The sequence below is a fragment of the Azospirillum sp. TSH58 genome, assembly GCF_003119115.1.
GTDB lineage: Bacteria > Pseudomonadota > Alphaproteobacteria > Azospirillales > Azospirillaceae > Azospirillum.
The window spans coordinates 352,279-368,960 of the sequence record NZ_CP022369.1; the positions used below are offsets into that span (position 1 = coordinate 352,279).

The 16,682-nt window shown below is 70.0% G+C and carries 16 protein-coding genes; 13 read left to right on the forward strand and 3 right to left on the reverse strand.

Annotated features, from left to right (window positions below; translation table 11 throughout):
* Nucleotides 1–21: 21 nt before the first annotated feature.
* Together TSH58p_RS31925 and TSH58p_RS31930 are read right to left on the reverse strand one after the other, a co-directional pair.
* Complete coding sequence (locus TSH58p_RS31925; protein WP_109069014.1) at nt 22–2,085, reverse strand: methyl-accepting chemotaxis protein; 2,064 nt, start codon at nt 2,083–2,085, stop codon at nt 22–24.
* Nucleotides 2,086–2,271: 186 nt separating this feature from the next.
* Entirely contained in the window at nt 2,272–3,330 is a 1,059-nt protein-coding gene (locus tag TSH58p_RS31930) for a GlxA family transcriptional regulator (protein ID WP_247873919.1), read from the reverse strand.
* A gap of 119 nt (nt 3,331–3,449) precedes the next feature.
* Between TSH58p_RS31930 and TSH58p_RS31935 the strand changes: the two genes are divergently transcribed.
* From TSH58p_RS31935 to TSH58p_RS31955, 5 genes are all read left to right on the forward strand, one after another.
* Nucleotides 3,450–4,520, forward strand: coding sequence for an ABC transporter substrate-binding protein (locus TSH58p_RS31935; protein WP_109069015.1), 1,071 nt, complete (start codon nt 3,450–3,452; stop codon nt 4,518–4,520).
* A 26-nt stretch (nt 4,521–4,546) separates the two neighbouring features.
* On the forward strand, nt 4,547–5,644 hold the full coding sequence (locus TSH58p_RS31940; RefSeq protein WP_109069016.1) for an ABC transporter ATP-binding protein: 1,098 nt from the start codon (nt 4,547–4,549) through the stop codon (nt 5,642–5,644).
* An 8-nt stretch (nt 5,645–5,652) separates the two neighbouring features.
* On the forward strand, nt 5,653–6,504 hold the full coding sequence (locus TSH58p_RS31945; RefSeq protein ID WP_162600114.1) for an ABC transporter permease: 852 nt from the start codon (nt 5,653–5,655) through the stop codon (nt 6,502–6,504).
* Nucleotides 6,501–7,289, forward strand: coding sequence for an ABC transporter permease (locus tag TSH58p_RS31950; RefSeq protein WP_109069018.1), 789 nt, complete (start codon nt 6,501–6,503; stop codon nt 7,287–7,289). Before TSH58p_RS31945 ends, TSH58p_RS31950 begins: the two co-directional genes overlap by 4 nt.
* Before the next feature lie 67 nt (nt 7,290–7,356).
* The gene (locus tag TSH58p_RS31955; protein ID WP_035681829.1) at nt 7,357–8,370 is read left to right on the forward strand and encodes a proline racemase family protein; all 1,014 of its coding nucleotides are present in this window, start codon (nt 7,357–7,359) and stop codon (nt 8,368–8,370) included.
* A 142-nt stretch (nt 8,371–8,512) separates the two neighbouring features.
* Here the strand turns inward: TSH58p_RS31955 and TSH58p_RS31960 are convergent, their stop codons facing one another.
* A complete protein-coding gene (locus tag TSH58p_RS31960) occupies nt 8,513–9,214 on the reverse strand; it encodes a GntR family transcriptional regulator (protein ID WP_109069019.1) in 702 nt (233 codons plus the stop codon).
* Nucleotides 9,215–9,376: 162 nt separating this feature from the next.
* On the opposite strand from TSH58p_RS31960, the gene TSH58p_RS31965 reads away from it, so the two are divergent.
* Genes TSH58p_RS31965 through TSH58p_RS32000 form a run of 8 tightly spaced genes read left to right on the forward strand, consistent with a single transcriptional unit; the run spans nt 9,377 to nt 16,674 of the window.
* A complete protein-coding gene (locus tag TSH58p_RS31965; protein WP_109069020.1) occupies nt 9,377–10,249 on the forward strand; it encodes an oxaloacetate decarboxylase in 873 nt (290 codons plus the stop codon).
* 14 nt (nt 10,250–10,263) lie between these two features.
* Nucleotides 10,264–11,694 (forward strand): 3-isopropylmalate dehydratase large subunit, encoded by a 1,431-nt coding sequence (leuC, locus tag TSH58p_RS31970; protein ID WP_109069021.1) that lies wholly within the window; start codon nt 10,264–10,266, stop codon nt 11,692–11,694.
* Between the two features lies 1 nt (nt 11,695).
* Nucleotides 11,696–12,337 (forward strand): 3-isopropylmalate dehydratase small subunit, encoded by a 642-nt coding sequence (gene leuD / locus TSH58p_RS31975; protein ID WP_109069022.1) that lies wholly within the window; start codon nt 11,696–11,698, stop codon nt 12,335–12,337.
* A gap of 59 nt (nt 12,338–12,396) precedes the next feature.
* On the forward strand, nt 12,397–13,368 hold the full coding sequence (locus TSH58p_RS31980; RefSeq protein WP_109069023.1) for an ABC transporter substrate-binding protein: 972 nt from the start codon (nt 12,397–12,399) through the stop codon (nt 13,366–13,368).
* Nucleotides 13,369–13,407: 39 nt separating this feature from the next.
* Nucleotides 13,408–14,268 (forward strand): ABC transporter ATP-binding protein, encoded by an 861-nt coding sequence (locus TSH58p_RS31985; RefSeq protein WP_109069024.1) that lies wholly within the window; start codon nt 13,408–13,410, stop codon nt 14,266–14,268.
* Nucleotides 14,265–15,014 (forward strand): ABC transporter permease, encoded by a 750-nt coding sequence (locus TSH58p_RS31990; RefSeq protein WP_109069025.1) that lies wholly within the window; start codon nt 14,265–14,267, stop codon nt 15,012–15,014. The genes TSH58p_RS31985 and TSH58p_RS31990 overlap by 4 nt, the downstream gene beginning before the upstream one ends.
* 5 nt (nt 15,015–15,019) lie before the next feature.
* Nucleotides 15,020–15,757: an ABC transporter permease gene (locus TSH58p_RS31995; RefSeq protein WP_094302773.1), complete on the forward strand. Its 738-nt coding sequence runs from the start codon at nt 15,020–15,022 to the stop codon at nt 15,755–15,757.
* A gap of 23 nt (nt 15,758–15,780) precedes the next feature.
* Complete coding sequence (locus TSH58p_RS32000; protein ID WP_109069026.1) at nt 15,781–16,674, forward strand: oxaloacetate decarboxylase; 894 nt, start codon at nt 15,781–15,783, stop codon at nt 16,672–16,674.
* Nucleotides 16,675–16,682: the final 8 nt, after the last annotated feature.

Consider the following 16,682-nt stretch of genomic DNA (forward strand, 5'->3'; position numbering starts at 1 on the left):
CTACGGATCAGGCCCTACGGATCAGGCTTTGTGGACGCCGGCGATGAAGCGGTCGATTTCGCGCGCCAGCTCCTTGGACTGGTTGGCCACGCCGGCGGCGGCGGCGAGGAGCTGGTCGGCGGCGGCGCCGGTGTCGCCCGCCCCGGCCCGGATCTCGCCCATGCCGCCGCTGACCTCGCGGGCGCCGTCGGCGGCCTGCAGGACGCTGCGGGCGATGTCGCGGGTGGCGGCGGACTGCTGATCCACCGCCGCGGCGATGCCGGACGCGATGCGGCTGACCTGGGCGATGGTCTGGCTGATGCCCCGCACCGCCGCCACCGCCTCGCCCGTCGCGTCGCGGATGCCGTTGATCTGGCCGACGATGTCCTCGGTCGCGCGGGCGGTCTGGTTGGCGAGCTGCTTCACCTCCGACGCGACCACCGCGAAGCCCTTTCCGGCCTCGCCCGCGCGGGCCGCCTCGATGGTGGCGTTGAGCGCCAGCAGGTTGGTCTGGCCGGCGATGTCGCTGATCAGGCCGACGACGGCGCCGATCCGCTCCGCGCTGTCGGCCAGCACGACGACGGCCGCGTCGGCGCGCTTCACATCGGCCACCGCCGCCTCGGCGATGCGGGCGGACTCGCCCACCTGCTGCCCGATCTCCTCGACCGAGGCCGAAAGCTCCTCGGTCGCGGCGGCGGCGGTCTGCACGTTGTCCGCGGCGGAATGGGCGGAGAGCGTCATCCGCTCCGACCGGCCGTGGGTCTGCTCGGCGATGCCGGTGAGGGCGCGGGCGGTGGATTCGAGCTGCTGCGCCGCCGAGGCCAGCGCCCCGGTCAGGCCGCCCGCCCGCCCTTCGAAGCCGCTCTGCAGGTCGAGCAGGGCGGCGGTCCGCGCCTCCCTGGCGCGCCATTCCGCCTCCTGCTGGCGGCCCAGGTCACGGGCCTGCACCAGCCCCTGCTTGAACACCCCGACCGCGCGCGCCATGGCGCCCGCCTCGTCCCTGCGGTCGGCGCCGGGAATGGCGGCGTCCAGATCGCCGGCGGCCAGCCGGTCCATGGCGGCGGTCAGCCCGGCGACCGGCCGGGCGATGCCGTCGCCCACCCGCCACGCCACCAGGCCGCCGAGCAGGATGCAGCCCGCTCCGACCAGAACGGTCAACAGGGTCAGCCGGTTGGCGTCGGCCATCACGCTGGCCTGCGGCGCGGCGACCAGGAACGACCACGCGCCGTCCGCGCCGGTGAAGCGCACCGGCGACAGGCGCAGGTAATGGGGGGCGCCGGCCAGCGTGACGACGCCGTCATAGGCCCGCCCCTCGGCGATGGCGCGCCGGGCCTCCGCGGGCAGGTCGTCGGCGGTCCGGGACAGGCGGCCGGCGTCGGGATGGGCCACATAGACCCCGGCGCCGGTGAGCACCGCCGCGTGGCCGTCGCCGTAGGGCTTCACCCGGCGGACCAGATCGGTGAGGCCGCTCAGCGTCAAATCGACGCCGGCGACTCCGATCACCCGGTCGCCGTCCTTCACCGGCGCGGCGGCGCTGGTCATCAGAGCCTTGGTCAGATCGTCCAGATAAGGTTCGGTCAGCACCGGCTTCCCGGCCGCGGCGGCGGCCCGGTAATATTCCTTCTCCCTCACGTCGGAGAAGGGATAGCCCTCGCTGTCGTCGGCCTTCGGGCCGGGCAGCCACAGCAGGCTCATCCGCCCGGTGCCGGGCAGGCCCAGGATCTCGCCGTTGCGGTCCAGCCCGGCGACCTCGCGGTCGCGGCCGTCGAATCCGTCGTCGGCCATGTCCACCCACACCCCGGCGTAGAGCGGACCGACCGCCATCAGGCGGTTGAGGTAGCGGTTGACGGTCTCCCGGCGTGGGGAGCCGGTGGAGCGCTCGACCTCCACCAGCGCGGCGGCGGAGCGGGCATCGGCCAGGGCGGCGGAGATGTCGGCGGCCACCCGCGCGCCGTGATGGTCGGCGGTTTCGGCCACCAGGGTCGTGACCGCCCGCTCCGCCGCGTCGCGCGACAGGAGCAGGGAAACGGATGTGACCGCCGCCGCTCCCACAGCCAGTACCGCGGTCATGCCGATGATGATCTTTGTTCTGAAACGCCCCTTCATGCCCCCACCCTGTCCGAGCCGCCGCCCTGGATCAGGGGCGGTTGATCATCTTGGCACAGCGCAAGCTCGACGGCCACTTCCGCCGGACACGTTCATCCGCCGGTTTCGACTCCGGGCGGGATTTCTCCCCCAACTCCGGCACGGGCGGGCCGGCCCCCTCCACCGGTCCGGGACACCGAGGCCGCCTCACGCCCCGCCGCCCTTGCCCTTGCGCGCCCGGCTGGGCATCTCGCCGAACTGGGTCTTGAAATCGCGGGAGAAATGGGCGGCGTCGGCGAAGCCGCAGTCGAAGGCGATCTCGGTGATCGTCCGGCGCGTGTGCTCCAGCAGCCAGCGCCCGTAATCCAGCCGCAGCCGGCGCTGGAAAGCCGACGGCGAGATCCCCAGCGCCGCCTGGAAGGAGCGTTCGAGCTGCCGGGCGCTGACCCCGACGTAGCGGGCGATGGCCTCGACGGAGGGCGGGGAGTCCAGCCGCTGCTCGATGAAATGGGTCGCCTGACGGACGCGGGCGTCGGTCACGCCGTCGAGGTTGGCGTAGAAATGGGCCTGCGGCAGCGCGCCGGGGCGGATGTCCTGCAGCATCATGTGGCGGACGGCCTGCCGCGCCTTCTGCCCGCCGCAGTGCCGCCCGACGAGGTAGAGGCCGAGGTCGATGGCCGCCGTCGATCCAGCGCAGGTGATCAGGTCGCCCTCGTCGATGAACAGATGGTCCACCGAGGCGTTGGCGGTCGGGAAGCGCTCGCGGAAGGTGTCCAGCACGTTCCAGTGGACGCAGACGCGGCGCGTGCCGACGAGACCGGCGCGCGCGATGGCGAAGGTGCCGGTGCAGATGCCGAGAAGCCGCACCCGCTGCGCCGCCACGGTGCGCAGATAGGCGGTGACCGACCCCGGCACCTCGTTCCGGTAATCGTTGCCGCCGCACACCGCCACGTAATCGAAGGGCGCCGGGGCGAGCAGGTCGCTGTTGGGCGTCACCAGCACGCCGCAGCTCGACCGGCGCGGCTGCCCGCCGACGCTCATCACCGTCCAGCTCGCGTCGATCTGCCGGCTGCGTCCCCCGAGGTCGGCGGCGAGCCGCACCGCGTCGATCAACCCGGAGAAGGCGGTCAGCGTGAACTGGTCGAGAAGCACGAAGCCGATGCGCAAACGGGGATCGGACGCGCAGGAGGCGTCGCGGTCGAGGGCGTCGCGGTTAAGGGCTTCGCGGTCAAGGGCGTCCGGCATGTCGGGTCTGGGCGTCAGCATGTCGGAAATATTCAAGGATTCGGCAGCATTCTTCTATCGGAAAATACGTTGGAACAATTAGCTTTCGAACGAACCACGGCTCTGACGCCCGCTGGACCGACACCACGAAGGAACCGGTCATGACCCATACGCGCGCCGCCACCCGCACCGTCTCACGCTTTGCCGCCCTGACCGCCGTCCTGGCGGCCGGGGTTTCCCTGTACGCCCTGCCGGCCGCGGCCCAGGGCGAGATCCGCGTCGCCTGGTACGGCGGCAACTGGGGCGAGGCCTTCCGCACCTGCGTCGCCGAGCCCTTCACCAAGGCGACCGGCGTCCGCGTCGTTCCGGAGATCGGCACCTCGACCGTGACCTTCGCCAAGCTGCAGCAGCAGAAGGACGCGCCGACGCTCGACGTCGCCTACATGGACGGCGGCATCAGCGAGATGGCGCAGGGGGCGGGCGTGCTGGACGCCATCGACCCGACGGGCGTGCCGAACCTGGCGAAGGCGTTGCCGGAGGCGATCTACAAGGCGGACGGGTCGATCTTCGCCGTCGGGTCCGGCTATTACTCGCTCGGCCTGACCTACAACACCAAGGAGATCAAGACCCCGCCGACCTCGTGGAACGACCTGTGGAAGCCGGAGTTCGCAGACACGGTGACGATCCCGTCGCCGGCCAACTCCTCCGGCGTGCCCTTCGTCATGTTCCTGAACCGGATGTGGGGCAACCCGCCGGGCGACCTGTCCAAGACCTTCGAGAAGCTGAAGACGCTGAAGACCGCGCTCTACTTCGACAGCTCGGGGGCGGCCAGCAACGCCTACCAGAGCGGCGAGGCGATCATCGGCGCGCATTTCAACGTCGGCGCCTGGGATCTGGCGGACAAGGGCCTGCCCATCGGCTTCGCCGTCCCGAAGGAAGGCGTCTGGGCCACCGACGCCCGCCTGCATCTGGTGAAGAACGCCCCGCACAAGGCCGACGCCCAGCGCTTCATCGACACCGCCCTGACCCCGGAAGCGTCGGCCTGTCTGGCGGAGAAGCTCTATCTCGGCCCGGCGGTGCAGAACGTGTCGGTGTCGCCGGACGTCGAGCGCAAGCTGCCCTGGGGTGTCGGCGGGTCGGTCAAGAACCTCCAGCTCTTCAACTGGGCGGACATCAACCGCGACCGCGCGGCGATCACCGACGCCTGGAACCGCGAACTCGCCCGCCAGTGAACCGCAGCCAGCCGGGGAGCCCCTCCATGTCCGCGACGCCCAAGCCCGACGCCCTGCTCTCCATCCGCTCCATCGACAAGCATTTCGGCACATACCATGCGCTGAGGGACGTGTCGCTGGACGTGGCCCATGGCGAGTTCGTCGCCCTGCTGGGGCCGAGCGGCTGCGGCAAGACGACCCTGCTGCGCTGCATCGCCGGCTTCCTCTCCCCCGATTCCGGGGCCATCCGGATCGGCGGGGAGGACGTGACGCGGCTGCCGCCCCACCGGCGTCCGCTGAACACGGTGTTCCAGCACTACGCCCTGTTCCCGCACCTGAACATCCTCGACAACGTGGCCTACGGGCCGCGCCGTCACGGGGTGGCACGGGGCGAGGCGCTGGAGCGCGCCCGCGAGGCGCTGGAACTGGTCGGGCTGGACTCCGCGGCGGGGCGCTTCCCGCGGGAGCTGTCGGGCGGCCAGCAGCAGCGCGTCGCCCTGGCGCGGGCCTTCGTCAACCGTCCGAAGCTCCTCCTGCTCGACGAGCCGCTGAGCGCGCTCGACCTGAAGCTGCGCAAGCGGATGCAGATCGAGCTGAAGCACCTCCAGGAGAAGCTCGGCATCGCCTTCGTGTTCGTGACCCACGACCAGGAGGAGGCGATGAGCATGGCCAACCGCATCGTCGTCATGAACCGCGGCGTGATCGAGCAGGTCGGCGACGGGCGGGCGATCTACACCCGTCCGGCCAGCCGCTTCGTCGCCGACTTCATCGGCGAGGCCAACCTGCTGCCGGGAACGGCGGAGGGCGACGCCGGGGTGCGTCTGGCGGTGGGGTCGGCGCTGCTGCCCCATCTCGGCGCCGACACGCGGCAGCGCTACACCGCGGTGCTGCGGCCCGAGCATGTCGAGCTGCTGAGCCAGCCGGAGGCGCCGGGCCTGATCACCGACCAGGGCTTCGTCGAGGACGTCATCGACACCGGCGGCCAGACCGTCGTGACGGTGCGCGTCGGCGAGCATCTGCTGGCCAGCCGCCGGCTGGGCATGGCGGGGGAGGGGCTGAATCCGGGGGCGCCGGTCTTCGTCGGCTTCCGTCCGGGGCACGTCCACATCATCGCCGAGCCGGCTTCGCACCGGTCCGGACCATGAGCACGACCATGAGCGCCGCCATGAACCGAGCCTTGCCCCTGCTGGCGGCCCCGGTCGCCTTCTTCGTCGCCTTCTTCGCCGTTCCGATGATCGTGGTCGTGTCGTCCAGCCTGATGGCGGGCGGCGTGCCGTCCCTCGGCAACTACGCGCGGGTGCTGTTCGACCAGTATCACTGGGACGTGCTGGCGGCGACCTTCCGCATCGCCGGGCTGACCACGGTGGCCTGCGCGCTGCTCGGCTACCCGCTGGCCTATTATCTGGTGCGGGTGGTCAAGTCGCCGGCGCTGCGGCGGACCTGCGTCATCCTGCTGGTGCTGCCGCTGTTCACCAGCAACATCGTCCGCTCCTTCGGCTGGATGGTGCTGCTGGGGCGCAACGGCCTCGTCAACGACGCGCTGGTCGGGGTCGGCATCCTGGACCGTCCGATGCGCTTCCTCGGCACCGAGCTGGGCATCGTGATCGGGCTGGTCTACATCCTGCTGCCCTTCATCGTGCTGGCCGTCGGCAACGCGCTGGCCGCGGTGGACCCGGCGCTGGAGGACGCCTCCTCCGACCTCGGCGCCACGCCCTTCGACACCTTCCGGACGGTCACCTTTCCGCTCTGCCTGCCGGGGCTGATGTCGGGGATCGTCATGGTCTTCACCCTGGCGGTCAGCGCCTACGTCACGCCGGCCCTGCTCAGCGGCGGCAAGATCACGGTCTTCCCCATGCTGATCTTCCAGCAGTACAGCACGGTCTTCGACGTGAACTACGGCGGCGCGCTCAGCATGACGCTGCTGGTCATGACCCTGGTCCTGGTCGGTCTGGCCGGCTGGATCGGCAACGCCGGGGCCAGCGCAACGGGGAGGAAAGCCCAATGATCGCCCGGCTTCTTCTGCGGGTGGTGTCCTGGTCGGTGATGGCCTACCTGATCCTGCCGCTCCTGGTCATCGTCGGCTCCTCCTTCACCGCCACCAGCTACCTCGCCTTCCCGCCGCAGGGGCTGACGCTCGACTGGTACGGGCGGATGCTCGCCGACAATTCCTATCTGGCGGCCTTCGGCACCAGCACCCTGCTGGCCCTGGTCGCCACGGCGGCGGCCCTGCTGCTCGGCGTTCCGGCGGCGCTGGCCATCGCCCGCTGCGAGTTTCCGGGCAAGAAGTTCCTGCTGTCGCTGCTGATGTCGCCGCTGGTCCTGCCGCACGTCGTGCTGGGCGCCGCCCTGCTGCAGTACTGCGCGGCGCTGGGCCTGATGCGCAGCTTCACGGCGCTGCTGGTCGGGCACATCGTCATCATCATGCCCTTCGTCCTGCGCTCCGTCCTGCCGCAGCTGACGCCGGAGCAGCGGGCGCTGGAGGAGGCCTCCGCCGACCTGGGCGCCCGCCCGATGGAGACCTTCTTCCTCGTCACGCTGCCGCAGATCCGCAGCGGCCTGGCGAGCGGCGCGATCTTCGCCTTCATCTCCTCCTGGATCAACGTCGAGTTGAGCATCTTCAACACCACGGCGGAGATGACGACCATCCCGGTCAAGCTCTTCAACTACGTCCAGTACACGATCGACCCGGTCATCGCCGCGGTGTCCTCCATCACCATCGGCGTGGCGGCCCTGGCGATCATCCTCCTCGACCTCACCGTCGGGCTGCACCTTCTGTCGGACCGGCGCTGACCGGTCCCGACACCCCCGCTTCATCCCCCGATCCAACACTGAATCCGATCCACGAAAGGGTCCTTCCATGCGCATGCAAGACGCATTCGATGTCCTGTACACCCACACCGAGGGCGAGCCGCTCTGCATCATCCACAGCGGCATCCCCTATCCGGCCGGTTCCAGCATCCTGGAGAAGCGCCAGTTCCTGGAGACCCATTACGACTGGCTGCGCGAAGCCCTGATGCGCGAGCCGCGCGGCCACAAGGACATGTTCGGCGTCTTCCTGACCCCGCCGTCCGGCCCGGACTACGACGCCGGCCTGATCTACATCGACGGCACCCAGTATTCGCACATGTGCGGCCACGGCACGATCGCCGTCGCCATGGCGATGGTCGCCAACGGCCTCGTCCGCCGCGGCGAGAACGGGCGCACCACCATCCGCTTCGAGACCACCGCCGGCCTCGTCGTCGCCGAGGTGGCGCATGAGGGCGACCGGGTGCTGTGGACCAAGTTCGAGAACGTCCCGGCCTACGTCGCCGCTCAGGACGTGGAGTTCGAGCTGCCGGAGATCGGCCCGCTGAAGGCCGACATCGTGTGGGGCGGCAACTACTTCGGCATCATCGACCTGACCGGCACCTCGCTGCGCATCGGGGCGGAGAACGGCACCGCCCTGTCGCATTACGGCATCCTGGCGCGCGAGCAGCTCCGCCAGAAGGTGGCGATCCAGCACCCGGCGTCGGCGCACATCAACAATTTCAACTTCGTAACCTTCTGGCACGAGCCGACCATCGAGGGCGCCTTCTACAAGAACGTCCACGTCTTCAGCGCCGGCCAGCTCGACCGCTCGCCGGGCGGCACCGGCACCAGCGCGATGATGGCGATGTTCGAGGCGCGCGGGAAGATGGCGATCGGCGACACCATCCGCTCCGAGGGCCTGCTCGGCACCGGCACCTTCGAGGGCAGCCTGCTTGGCGAGACCCGGCTGAACGGCGTGCGCGCCGTGCGCCCGACCGTCAAGGGCACGGCCAGCATCCTCGGCACCGCCCGCTGGGTCATCGACCGCAACGATCCGGTCGGCGCCGGCTTCCTGGTCGCCTGACCGGCCTGCACCGATAGCGTCCTGAAAACTTTGTCCCGGCGTCCCTCAGGGCGCCGGGACCATTGTGCTGCGCGGATGGGCGATCCGCTCGCCCGCGTCGGCGCGGCGTCATTGTATACACCGACGTTGTATACAATGACGCTCACTCGGTTTTCGGCACCGTGAAGACGGCCCGCCCGGCGCGCACATGCGCGCGCATCACCGACGAGGCCCATTCCCCATCGCGGGCGGTCAGGGCTTCGACGATCTCGCGATGGTGGTTCATGCTGCGGGCGAGGTCGCGCCGGCTGTAGCGGGCGAAGGTCCGCAGCACCAGCGGCATCTCCACCACCTGCCGGATCATCTGGCCCAGGCGCCGATCCCCGGCGATGTCGATCAGAAGGCCGTGGAAGCGGTCGTTCAGCGGCGTGATGCGGGAGAAATCCACCGCCTCGCCGTCCCCCACCACCGCCTCCATCGCGTCGCACAGGGAGGCCAGTTCCGCCAGGTGGTGCGGCTCCGCGCGGCTGGCGGCGAGGCCGGCCACCTGGCTTTCCAGCGTCGCGCGCAGCCCGAAAATCTCGTCCAGATCCTGGATCGTCCAGGCGTTCACCTTGGCGCCGAGGTTGGGCACGAGCTGCAGCAGCCCGTCGGCGGACAGCCGGCGCAGCGCCTCGCGCACGGGGGTGCGGCTGACCCCGGTCAGCTCGGCCAGCTCCTGCTCGCGCAGATGGGCGCCCGGCGGCCAGCGGCTGGCCAGGATGCCCTCGCGGATGAAGCGGTAGGCGCGGTCGGCGGCGCGGTTGGAGCCGCCGCTAAAGCCGTTGTCCCATTGGGGCGCCAGAGCCCCGGCGCTGTCCGCCATGCTGACCTCCCTTGCCCTTCTGCTCGGCAAGCCGAATTTTTTCGGGTTGCGTTGTATACAATGGCGCACTATGTTCGTAGGCACAACAAATTAATCGCCCATTTCCGGTGCGCTTTGGCGGAAGCCGACAGCGGAAGCGGCGGCAAGGGAGGGATACAACCGGTGACGACACCCGCACAACGCCTGAAAACGTTGCTGGAGGCTCCCGGCCTTCACCTGATGCCCTGCTGCTTCGACGCGCTGTCGGCGCGGCTGATCGAGCAGGCCGGTTTCCGCGTCAGCCTGATGAGCGGCTTCGCCGTCTCGGCGACCCGGCTGGGGATGCCCGACACCGGGCTGATCTCCTTCGCCGAGATGCTCGACCAGCTCCGCAACGTCTGTCAGGCGGCCCCCGGCCTGCTGGTGATCGGCGACGGCGACACCGGCTACGGCAACGCCATGAACGTGCAGCGCACCGTGCGCGACTACGCCCGCGCCGGCGCCGCCGCCGTGCTGATCGAGGATCAGGTCAGCCCCAAGCGCTGCGGCCACACCAAGGGCAAGCAGGTCATCGGGCGGGCGGAGGCGCGCATGAAGATCCGCGCCGCCGTCGATGCCGCCCGCTCGGGGGCCGACGACATCCTGATCCTGGCGCGCACCGACGCCCGCGCCGTGCACGGCTTCGACGCGGCGCTGGAGCGCTGCCGGGATTTCGTGGAGGAGGGCGCCGACATCATTTTCATGGAGGCCCCGCACGACGCGGCGGAAATGGCCGCCTTCTGCGCGGGCGTCGACCGCCCGGCCATGGCGAACATGGTGCGCGGCGGCCAGACGCCGATGCTGCCGCCGCGCGAGCTGGAGGCGCTGGGCTTCAAGCTCGCCGCCTATCCGCTGACCCTGATGTCGGCGGCCATCGACGCCATGCGCAGCGCCCTGGCCGCGGTGGCGGACGGGCGGGAGGGCCACGTGGCCCAGGCCGATTTCGAGGCGCTGAAGACCCTCGTCGGCTTCCCCGACTACTACGAGCGGGAACAGGCCTACCGGGCCGCCGAGTGAGGAGAGGCAACGCCATGACCACGCCGCGTTCCATCATCGACAAGATCTGGGACCAGCACGTCGTCGCCGATCTGGGCGACGGGCGGGTGCTGCTCCACATCGACCGCCACATGCTGCACGAGGTCACCAGCCCGCAGGCCTACGCCGGGCTGGCCGCCGCCGGGCGCCGGCTGCGCCGCCCCGACCTGACCTTCGCGACGGCGGACCACATCGTCTCGACCGAGAACGGCCGCACCGACGACACGGTGCCGGGCGGGCCGGAGATGATCCGCGCCCTGCGCGCCAACGCCGAGGCCACCGGCGTCGCGCTGTTCGACCTGGGCGACGTGCGCCAGGGCATCGTGCATGTGATCGCGCCGGAACTGGGGATCGCCCTGCCGGGCGCCACCCTGGTCTGCGGCGACAGCCACACCAGCACGGTCGGCGCGCTGGGCGCCATGGCCTGGGGCATCGGCACGTCGGAGGTCGAGCATGTCATGGCGACGCAGACGGCGATCCTGCGCCGCCCGCCCACCATGCGCATCACCGTCGGCGGCACCCGCCCGGCGGGCGTGTCGGCCAAAGACATGGTGCTGAAGCTGATCGCCACCATCGGCACCGCCGGGGCGACGAGCTACGGCGTCGAATACGCCGGCCCGGCCATCCGCGCGCTTTCCATGGAGGAGCGGATGACCGTCTGCAACATGTCGGTGGAGCTGGGCGCGCGTTTCGGCCTGATCGCCCCCGACGAGGTCACCTTCGCCTATCTGAAAGGGCGGCCCTTCGCCCCGGCGGGCGATCTGTGGGAGCCGGCGGTGGCGGCGTGGCGCGCCCTGGCGAGCGATCCCGGCGCCCGCTTCGACGCCGAGATCGAGCTGGACGTCTCCAGCCTCACGCCGCAGGTGTCCTGGGGCACCAGCCCGCAGGACTGCATCGGCGTCGGCGACACCGTTCCCGATCCGGAGCGCGAGGCCGACCCCAAACGCCGTCAGGCGATGCGCCGCGCGCTGGACTACATCGGGTTGGAGCCGGGGACGCCGATCCGCGACCTGCCGGTGGACATGGTCTTCATCGGCTCCTGCACCAACAGCCGCATTGAGGATCTGAGGGCCGCAGCCGCCGTGCTGAAGGGACGGCGGGTAGCCGCCGGCCTGCGCGCGCTCGTCGTGCCCGGCTCCGGGCAGGTGCGCCGACAGGCCGAGGCGGAGGGGCTGGACCGCGTGTTCACCGCCGCCGGCTTCGAATGGCGGGAGCCGGGCTGTTCGATGTGCGCCGGCATGAACGCCGACCGGGTGCCGCCGGGCAAGCGCTGCGTCGCCACCTCGAACCGCAATTTCGAAGGGCGCCAGGGGCCGGGCGCGCGCACCCACCTCGCCAGCCCCGCCACCGCGGCGGCGGCGGCCGTTGCCGGGCGCATCGTCGATGTCCGCAGTCTGGAAGCCCACAGCCTGGAAGGGAGCGCCTGACATGCCGGAACCGATCAACCGCATCACCGGGATCGCCGCACCGCTGCCGCGCGCCAACGTCGACACCGACGCGATCATCCCCAAGGCCCATCTGCTGACCATCCACCGCAGCGGGCTGGGCGCCGGCCTCTTCTCCGAATGGCGGTTCGACGACGACGGCCGGGAACGGCCGGACTTCGTCCTCAACCAGACCCCCTGGCGGGAGGCGACGATTCTGCTGGCCGGCGAGAATTTCGGCTGCGGCTCGTCGCGCGAACACGCGGTGTGGAGCCTGATGGACTTCGGCATCCGCTGCGTGATCGCGCCGAGCTTCGCCAGCATCTTCCATGAGAATTGCCAGAAGAACGGTCTGGCCGCCGTGACTTTGGACGAGGCCGCGCTCGCTCATCTGGTCGCTTGCGCCCAGGCGACGCCCTCAGGTTCAAGGCCGGCCGCCGCCACGACGGTGGACATCGAGGCTTGCCGCGTCACCGCCCCGGACGGGCGGGAGTTCCCCTTCACGATGGAGGCGGCGCGGCGGCAGGCGCTTCTGGAAGGGCTGGACGAGATCGGGGCCAGCCTGCGCCATGACGACGCCATGGCGGCGTTCGAGGCGCGCGACCGGGCGCGGCGCCCGTGGATTCACGCCCTGCCTACCGCCTGAACGGGTCCGGATCAACGCGCATGGCCGGAAAGGCCAGCGGCAATTTGGGAGGAACAGCGATGTCGTTCATGACCACGATGAAGCGCAAGGCGGTCCTGGGGGCGGCGGCCATGGGGACGGCCATGGGAGTGGCGCTCGCCACCCTCGTCCCGGCGCAGGCCGAGGAGATCACGGTCACCCATTGGGGCGTCCTGATGTACGGCGCGCCCTACGCCGTTGCCATGGAGAAGGGCTACTACAAGGAGCAGGGGCTGGACATCACCGGCGTCCTGACCTCCAAGGGCGGCGGCACGACCATGCGCAACGTCATGGCGGCGCCGATGCCCTATGGCGAGGTCGCCCTGTCGGCGGCGGTGGCGGCGATCAACCAGGGGATCGACGTGCGCATCATCCACACCGGCGTGCGCACCGCGGGCGAGATCCTGTGGGTGACCAAGCCGGACTCCCCGGTCAAGACCGCCAAGGACCTGGACGGCAAGAAGGTCGCCTTCACCAGCCCGAAGTCGGTCACCGACATGCTGCTGACCATGGTGAAGGACAAGCACGGCATCACGGTGGACGGCGTGTCCGCGGGCGGCATCGGCGGCGGCCTGACCATGCTGGAGCAGGGCGGGGTGGCCGCCGCCCCGGTGATGGACCCGATCTGGGCGCGCGTGCAGAACAAGTACCGCATGGTCTTCGCGGTCGAGACCGAGCTGCCCACCATGGTGCAGACCGTGGGCGTCACCACGCCGGAATTCGCCGCGAAGAACGGCGACAAGCTGAAGAAGCTGATCGAGGCGCGGCGCAAGGGGGTGGACTTCGTCTACGCCAACCCCGAAGAGACCGCCAAGATCATGACGAAATACTACGACATCGACGAGGCGGTCGCGCTGCAGGCGCTGAAGAATCTGGCGACCATCAAATACTGGAGCGCCGGCGACTTCGAGTATGACGGCATGAACAACCTGATCAAGGGCCTGGAGATCATCGGCGAGGTCAAGGGCCAGGTCGATTGGTCGAAGCATGTCGACGCCTCGTTCCTGAAATAATCCGCCAGAAGACATCCGATGACCGGGAGGAAGCCCCCGATGAAAGCCAACGTCGCCGCCAAACGCGACCTGCACGAGGAGGCGGGGGCCAACCCCGCCCCGGCCGTCCACGCCGACCTGAAGGGGGTCAGCCGCATCTACGGCGTTCCCGGTCACGGCGGGGTCCACGCGCTGGGCCCCGTCGACCTGACCTTGCGGCAGGGGGAGTTCTTCTCCGTCGTCGGGCCGTCGGGCTGCGGCAAGTCCACGCTGCTCGACGTGCTGTCCGGCCTGTCCGTGCCGACCGAGGGGTCGGTGAGCTTCGAAGGCAAGCCGGTGGCCGGCAAGGTCCCGGACGGCGTCGGGGTGGTGTTCCAGGAGGACGCCACCTTCCCCTGGCTGACCGTGTGGGACAACATCGCCTTCGGCCTGCGCCGGGCGGGCGTCGATCCGGCGGAGATCGAGCGGCGGGTGAACTACGCCGTCGGCTTCGTCGGGCTGAAGGACTTCGCCAAGGCCTATCCGGTGCAGCTGTCCGGCGGCATGCGCCAGCGCGTCTGCATCGCCCGCACGCTGGTGATGCGCCCGCGCCTGATCCTGCTGGACGAGCCGTTCGGCGCGCTCGACGCGCAGACCCGCCTGATCATGGGCGACGAGCTTTTGAAGCTGTGGCGCGAGACCGGCGCCACGGTGATGCTGATCACCCACGCGCTGGACGAGGCGGCCATGCTGTCCGACCGCATCGGCGTGATGTCGTCCCGGCCCGGACGGATCATCGAGGAGATCGAGACGGGCTGGCCGCGCGAGCGCGATTCCCGCATCGCCAGCGAGGACGCCTTCGGCCAGATCACCGCCCGGCTGTGGCGCCTGCTGCGCGAGGAGAGCCTGAAGGCGGCGGGCCTCGCCGGGGGTGGGTCATGAGCTGGGCGGGCTGGCTCCGGCTGATCGTGGTGACCGGCGCCGTCCTGCTGCTGGAGGTGCTGTGCCGGGCCGGCGTCATCGCAAAGACGGTTCTGCCCGCGCCCAGCGTCATGGCCGGCGATCTCTACCGCCTTCTGGCCTCGGGTGCGGCCAGCGCCGACATCGGCGAGACGCTGGGCAACGTCGCGATGGCGGTGATCGCCTCGATCCTGCTCGGCTTCGTCGGCGGCGTGGCGATCCACGCGATGCCGCGGGTGCGCCGGGCGCTCGATCCCTTCCTGGCGACCTATTACGCGGTTCCCTTCTTCGTCTTCTACCCGGTGCTGATCGTGATCTTCGGGCTGGGGGCGGCGCCCATCGTGGTGATCGGCACGCTGTTCGGCGTGGTGGCGATGCTGATCAACACGCTGAACGGGCTGGACCGGATTCCCCGCGTCCTGCTGAAGACCGCGCGCGTCCACGGCATGGATCCGGTGCGCACGGCGCTGATGGTCAAGCTGCCCAGCGCGGCGCCCTTCCTGTTCACCGGGGCGAAGCTCGCCATCGCCTACTGCTTCATCGGCGTCATCGCGGCAGAGTTCATCATGTCCTCCTCGGGCATCGGCTACAGCATCGCCTATGCCTTCAACAACTTCGACAATGCGCGGATGTACGCGCTGATGCTGTTCATCATCGTCCTGGTGACGGTGCTCAACGCGGTGCTCTTCACCTGGGAGCGCCGGATCATGCAGCGGCGGAGGCGCTGACGGCCATGCACAGAAAGACCGATACGCTTCTCGTCATCGTCGCGCTGGTGGCCCTGTGGCAGGTCCTGCACTGGATCGTCGGCAGCGTCGCCCTGACCTCGCCCGCCGACACGCTGGCCCGCGCCGTGGAACTGCTGGGCTCCGCCACCTTCTGGCCGCACGTCGCGGAAACCGGCGTGGCGCTGCTCTATTCGCTGCTGCTGGCGGTGCTCGGCGGGCTGACCATCGGCATCGCTCTCGGCATCAACCGGCTGGCCGGGGAGGTGGCGGAGCCGATCCTGGTGTCGCTCTATTCGCTGCCCAAGATCACCCTCTACCCGGTGATCCTGCTCGCCTTCGGGCTGGGCCTGTCGGCCAAGGTGGCCTTCGGGACGATCCACGGCATCATCCCGGTGATCATCTTCACGATGAACGCGGTCCGCACCATCCCGCCGGTGATGCTGCGCAGCGCGCGGGTGATGCGCCTGTCGCCGCCGCAGCTCGTCTCCACCATCATCCTGCCCGCGGCGCTGCCGGAGCTGGTGTCCGGCCTGCGGGTGGGCTTCTCGCTGACCCTGCTGGGCGTGCTGATCGGCGAGATGTTCGCCTCGCAGCGCGGCCTCGGCTACCTCGTCATGAACGCCATCGGCGGGCACGACGTGCGCACCATGATGGCGGTGGTGCTGATCCTCGCCACCACCGCCGTGCTCATCAGCGCCGGCCTGCTGCACATCGACCGGCGCATGCACCGGCGTGCCTCGTAAAGACTTCCGGAGATTCCAACGACATGACCACTTCCCTTAAGCCCAAACCCCTTAAGCCCAAGTCCCTCAAACAGCGCCTGTCGCAGCCGGGCCTGATCTCGGCCCCCGGCGTGTTCGACATGATCTCGGCCAAGGTGGCGGACGGCATGGGGTTCGACGCGCTGTACATGACCGGCTACGGCACCGTGGCCAGCCATCTCGGCCTGCCGGACGCCGGTCTCGCCACCTACAGCGACATGGTCGGCCGGGTGCGCGCCATCGCGCGCGGCACCTCGACGCCGCTGATCGCCGACGGCGACACCGGCTACGGCGGCCTGCTGAACGTCGATTTCACGATCCGCGGCTATGAGGAGGCCGGGGCCGCCGCCATCCAGCTCGAAGACCAGGAATTCCCGAAGAAGTGCGGCCACACGCCGGGCCGCCGCGTCATCCCCATGGCCGACATGGTGCGCAAGATCCGCGTCGCCTGCGAGGCGCGCTCGTCGAGCGACTTCCTGATCATCGCCCGCACCGACGCGCGCACGACGCTCGGCCTCGACGAGGCGTTGCGCCGCGCCGACGCCTACGCCGAGGCGGGGGCCGACATCATCTTCGTGGAGAGCCCGGAGAGCGAGGCGGAGATGGAGCGGATCTGCCGGACCATCGGCAAGCCGCTGATCGCCAACATGGTGGAGGGCGGGCGTACGCCTGTGATGACCGGGGCGCGGCTGGAGGAGCTTGGCTACCGCATCGCCATCTTCCCGGCCACCGGCTTCCTGGCGATGGCCGCGGCGCTGCGCAGCGCCTACGGCGAAATCCTCGCCAAGGGGTCGAGCGCCGAGTATCGGGGGGAGCTTTATCCCTTCCCCGACTTCACCCGCCTGATGGGCTTCGAGCGCGTCTGGGAGTTCGAGAAGCGCCACCCCGAGACGGCGTAAGCACCGCC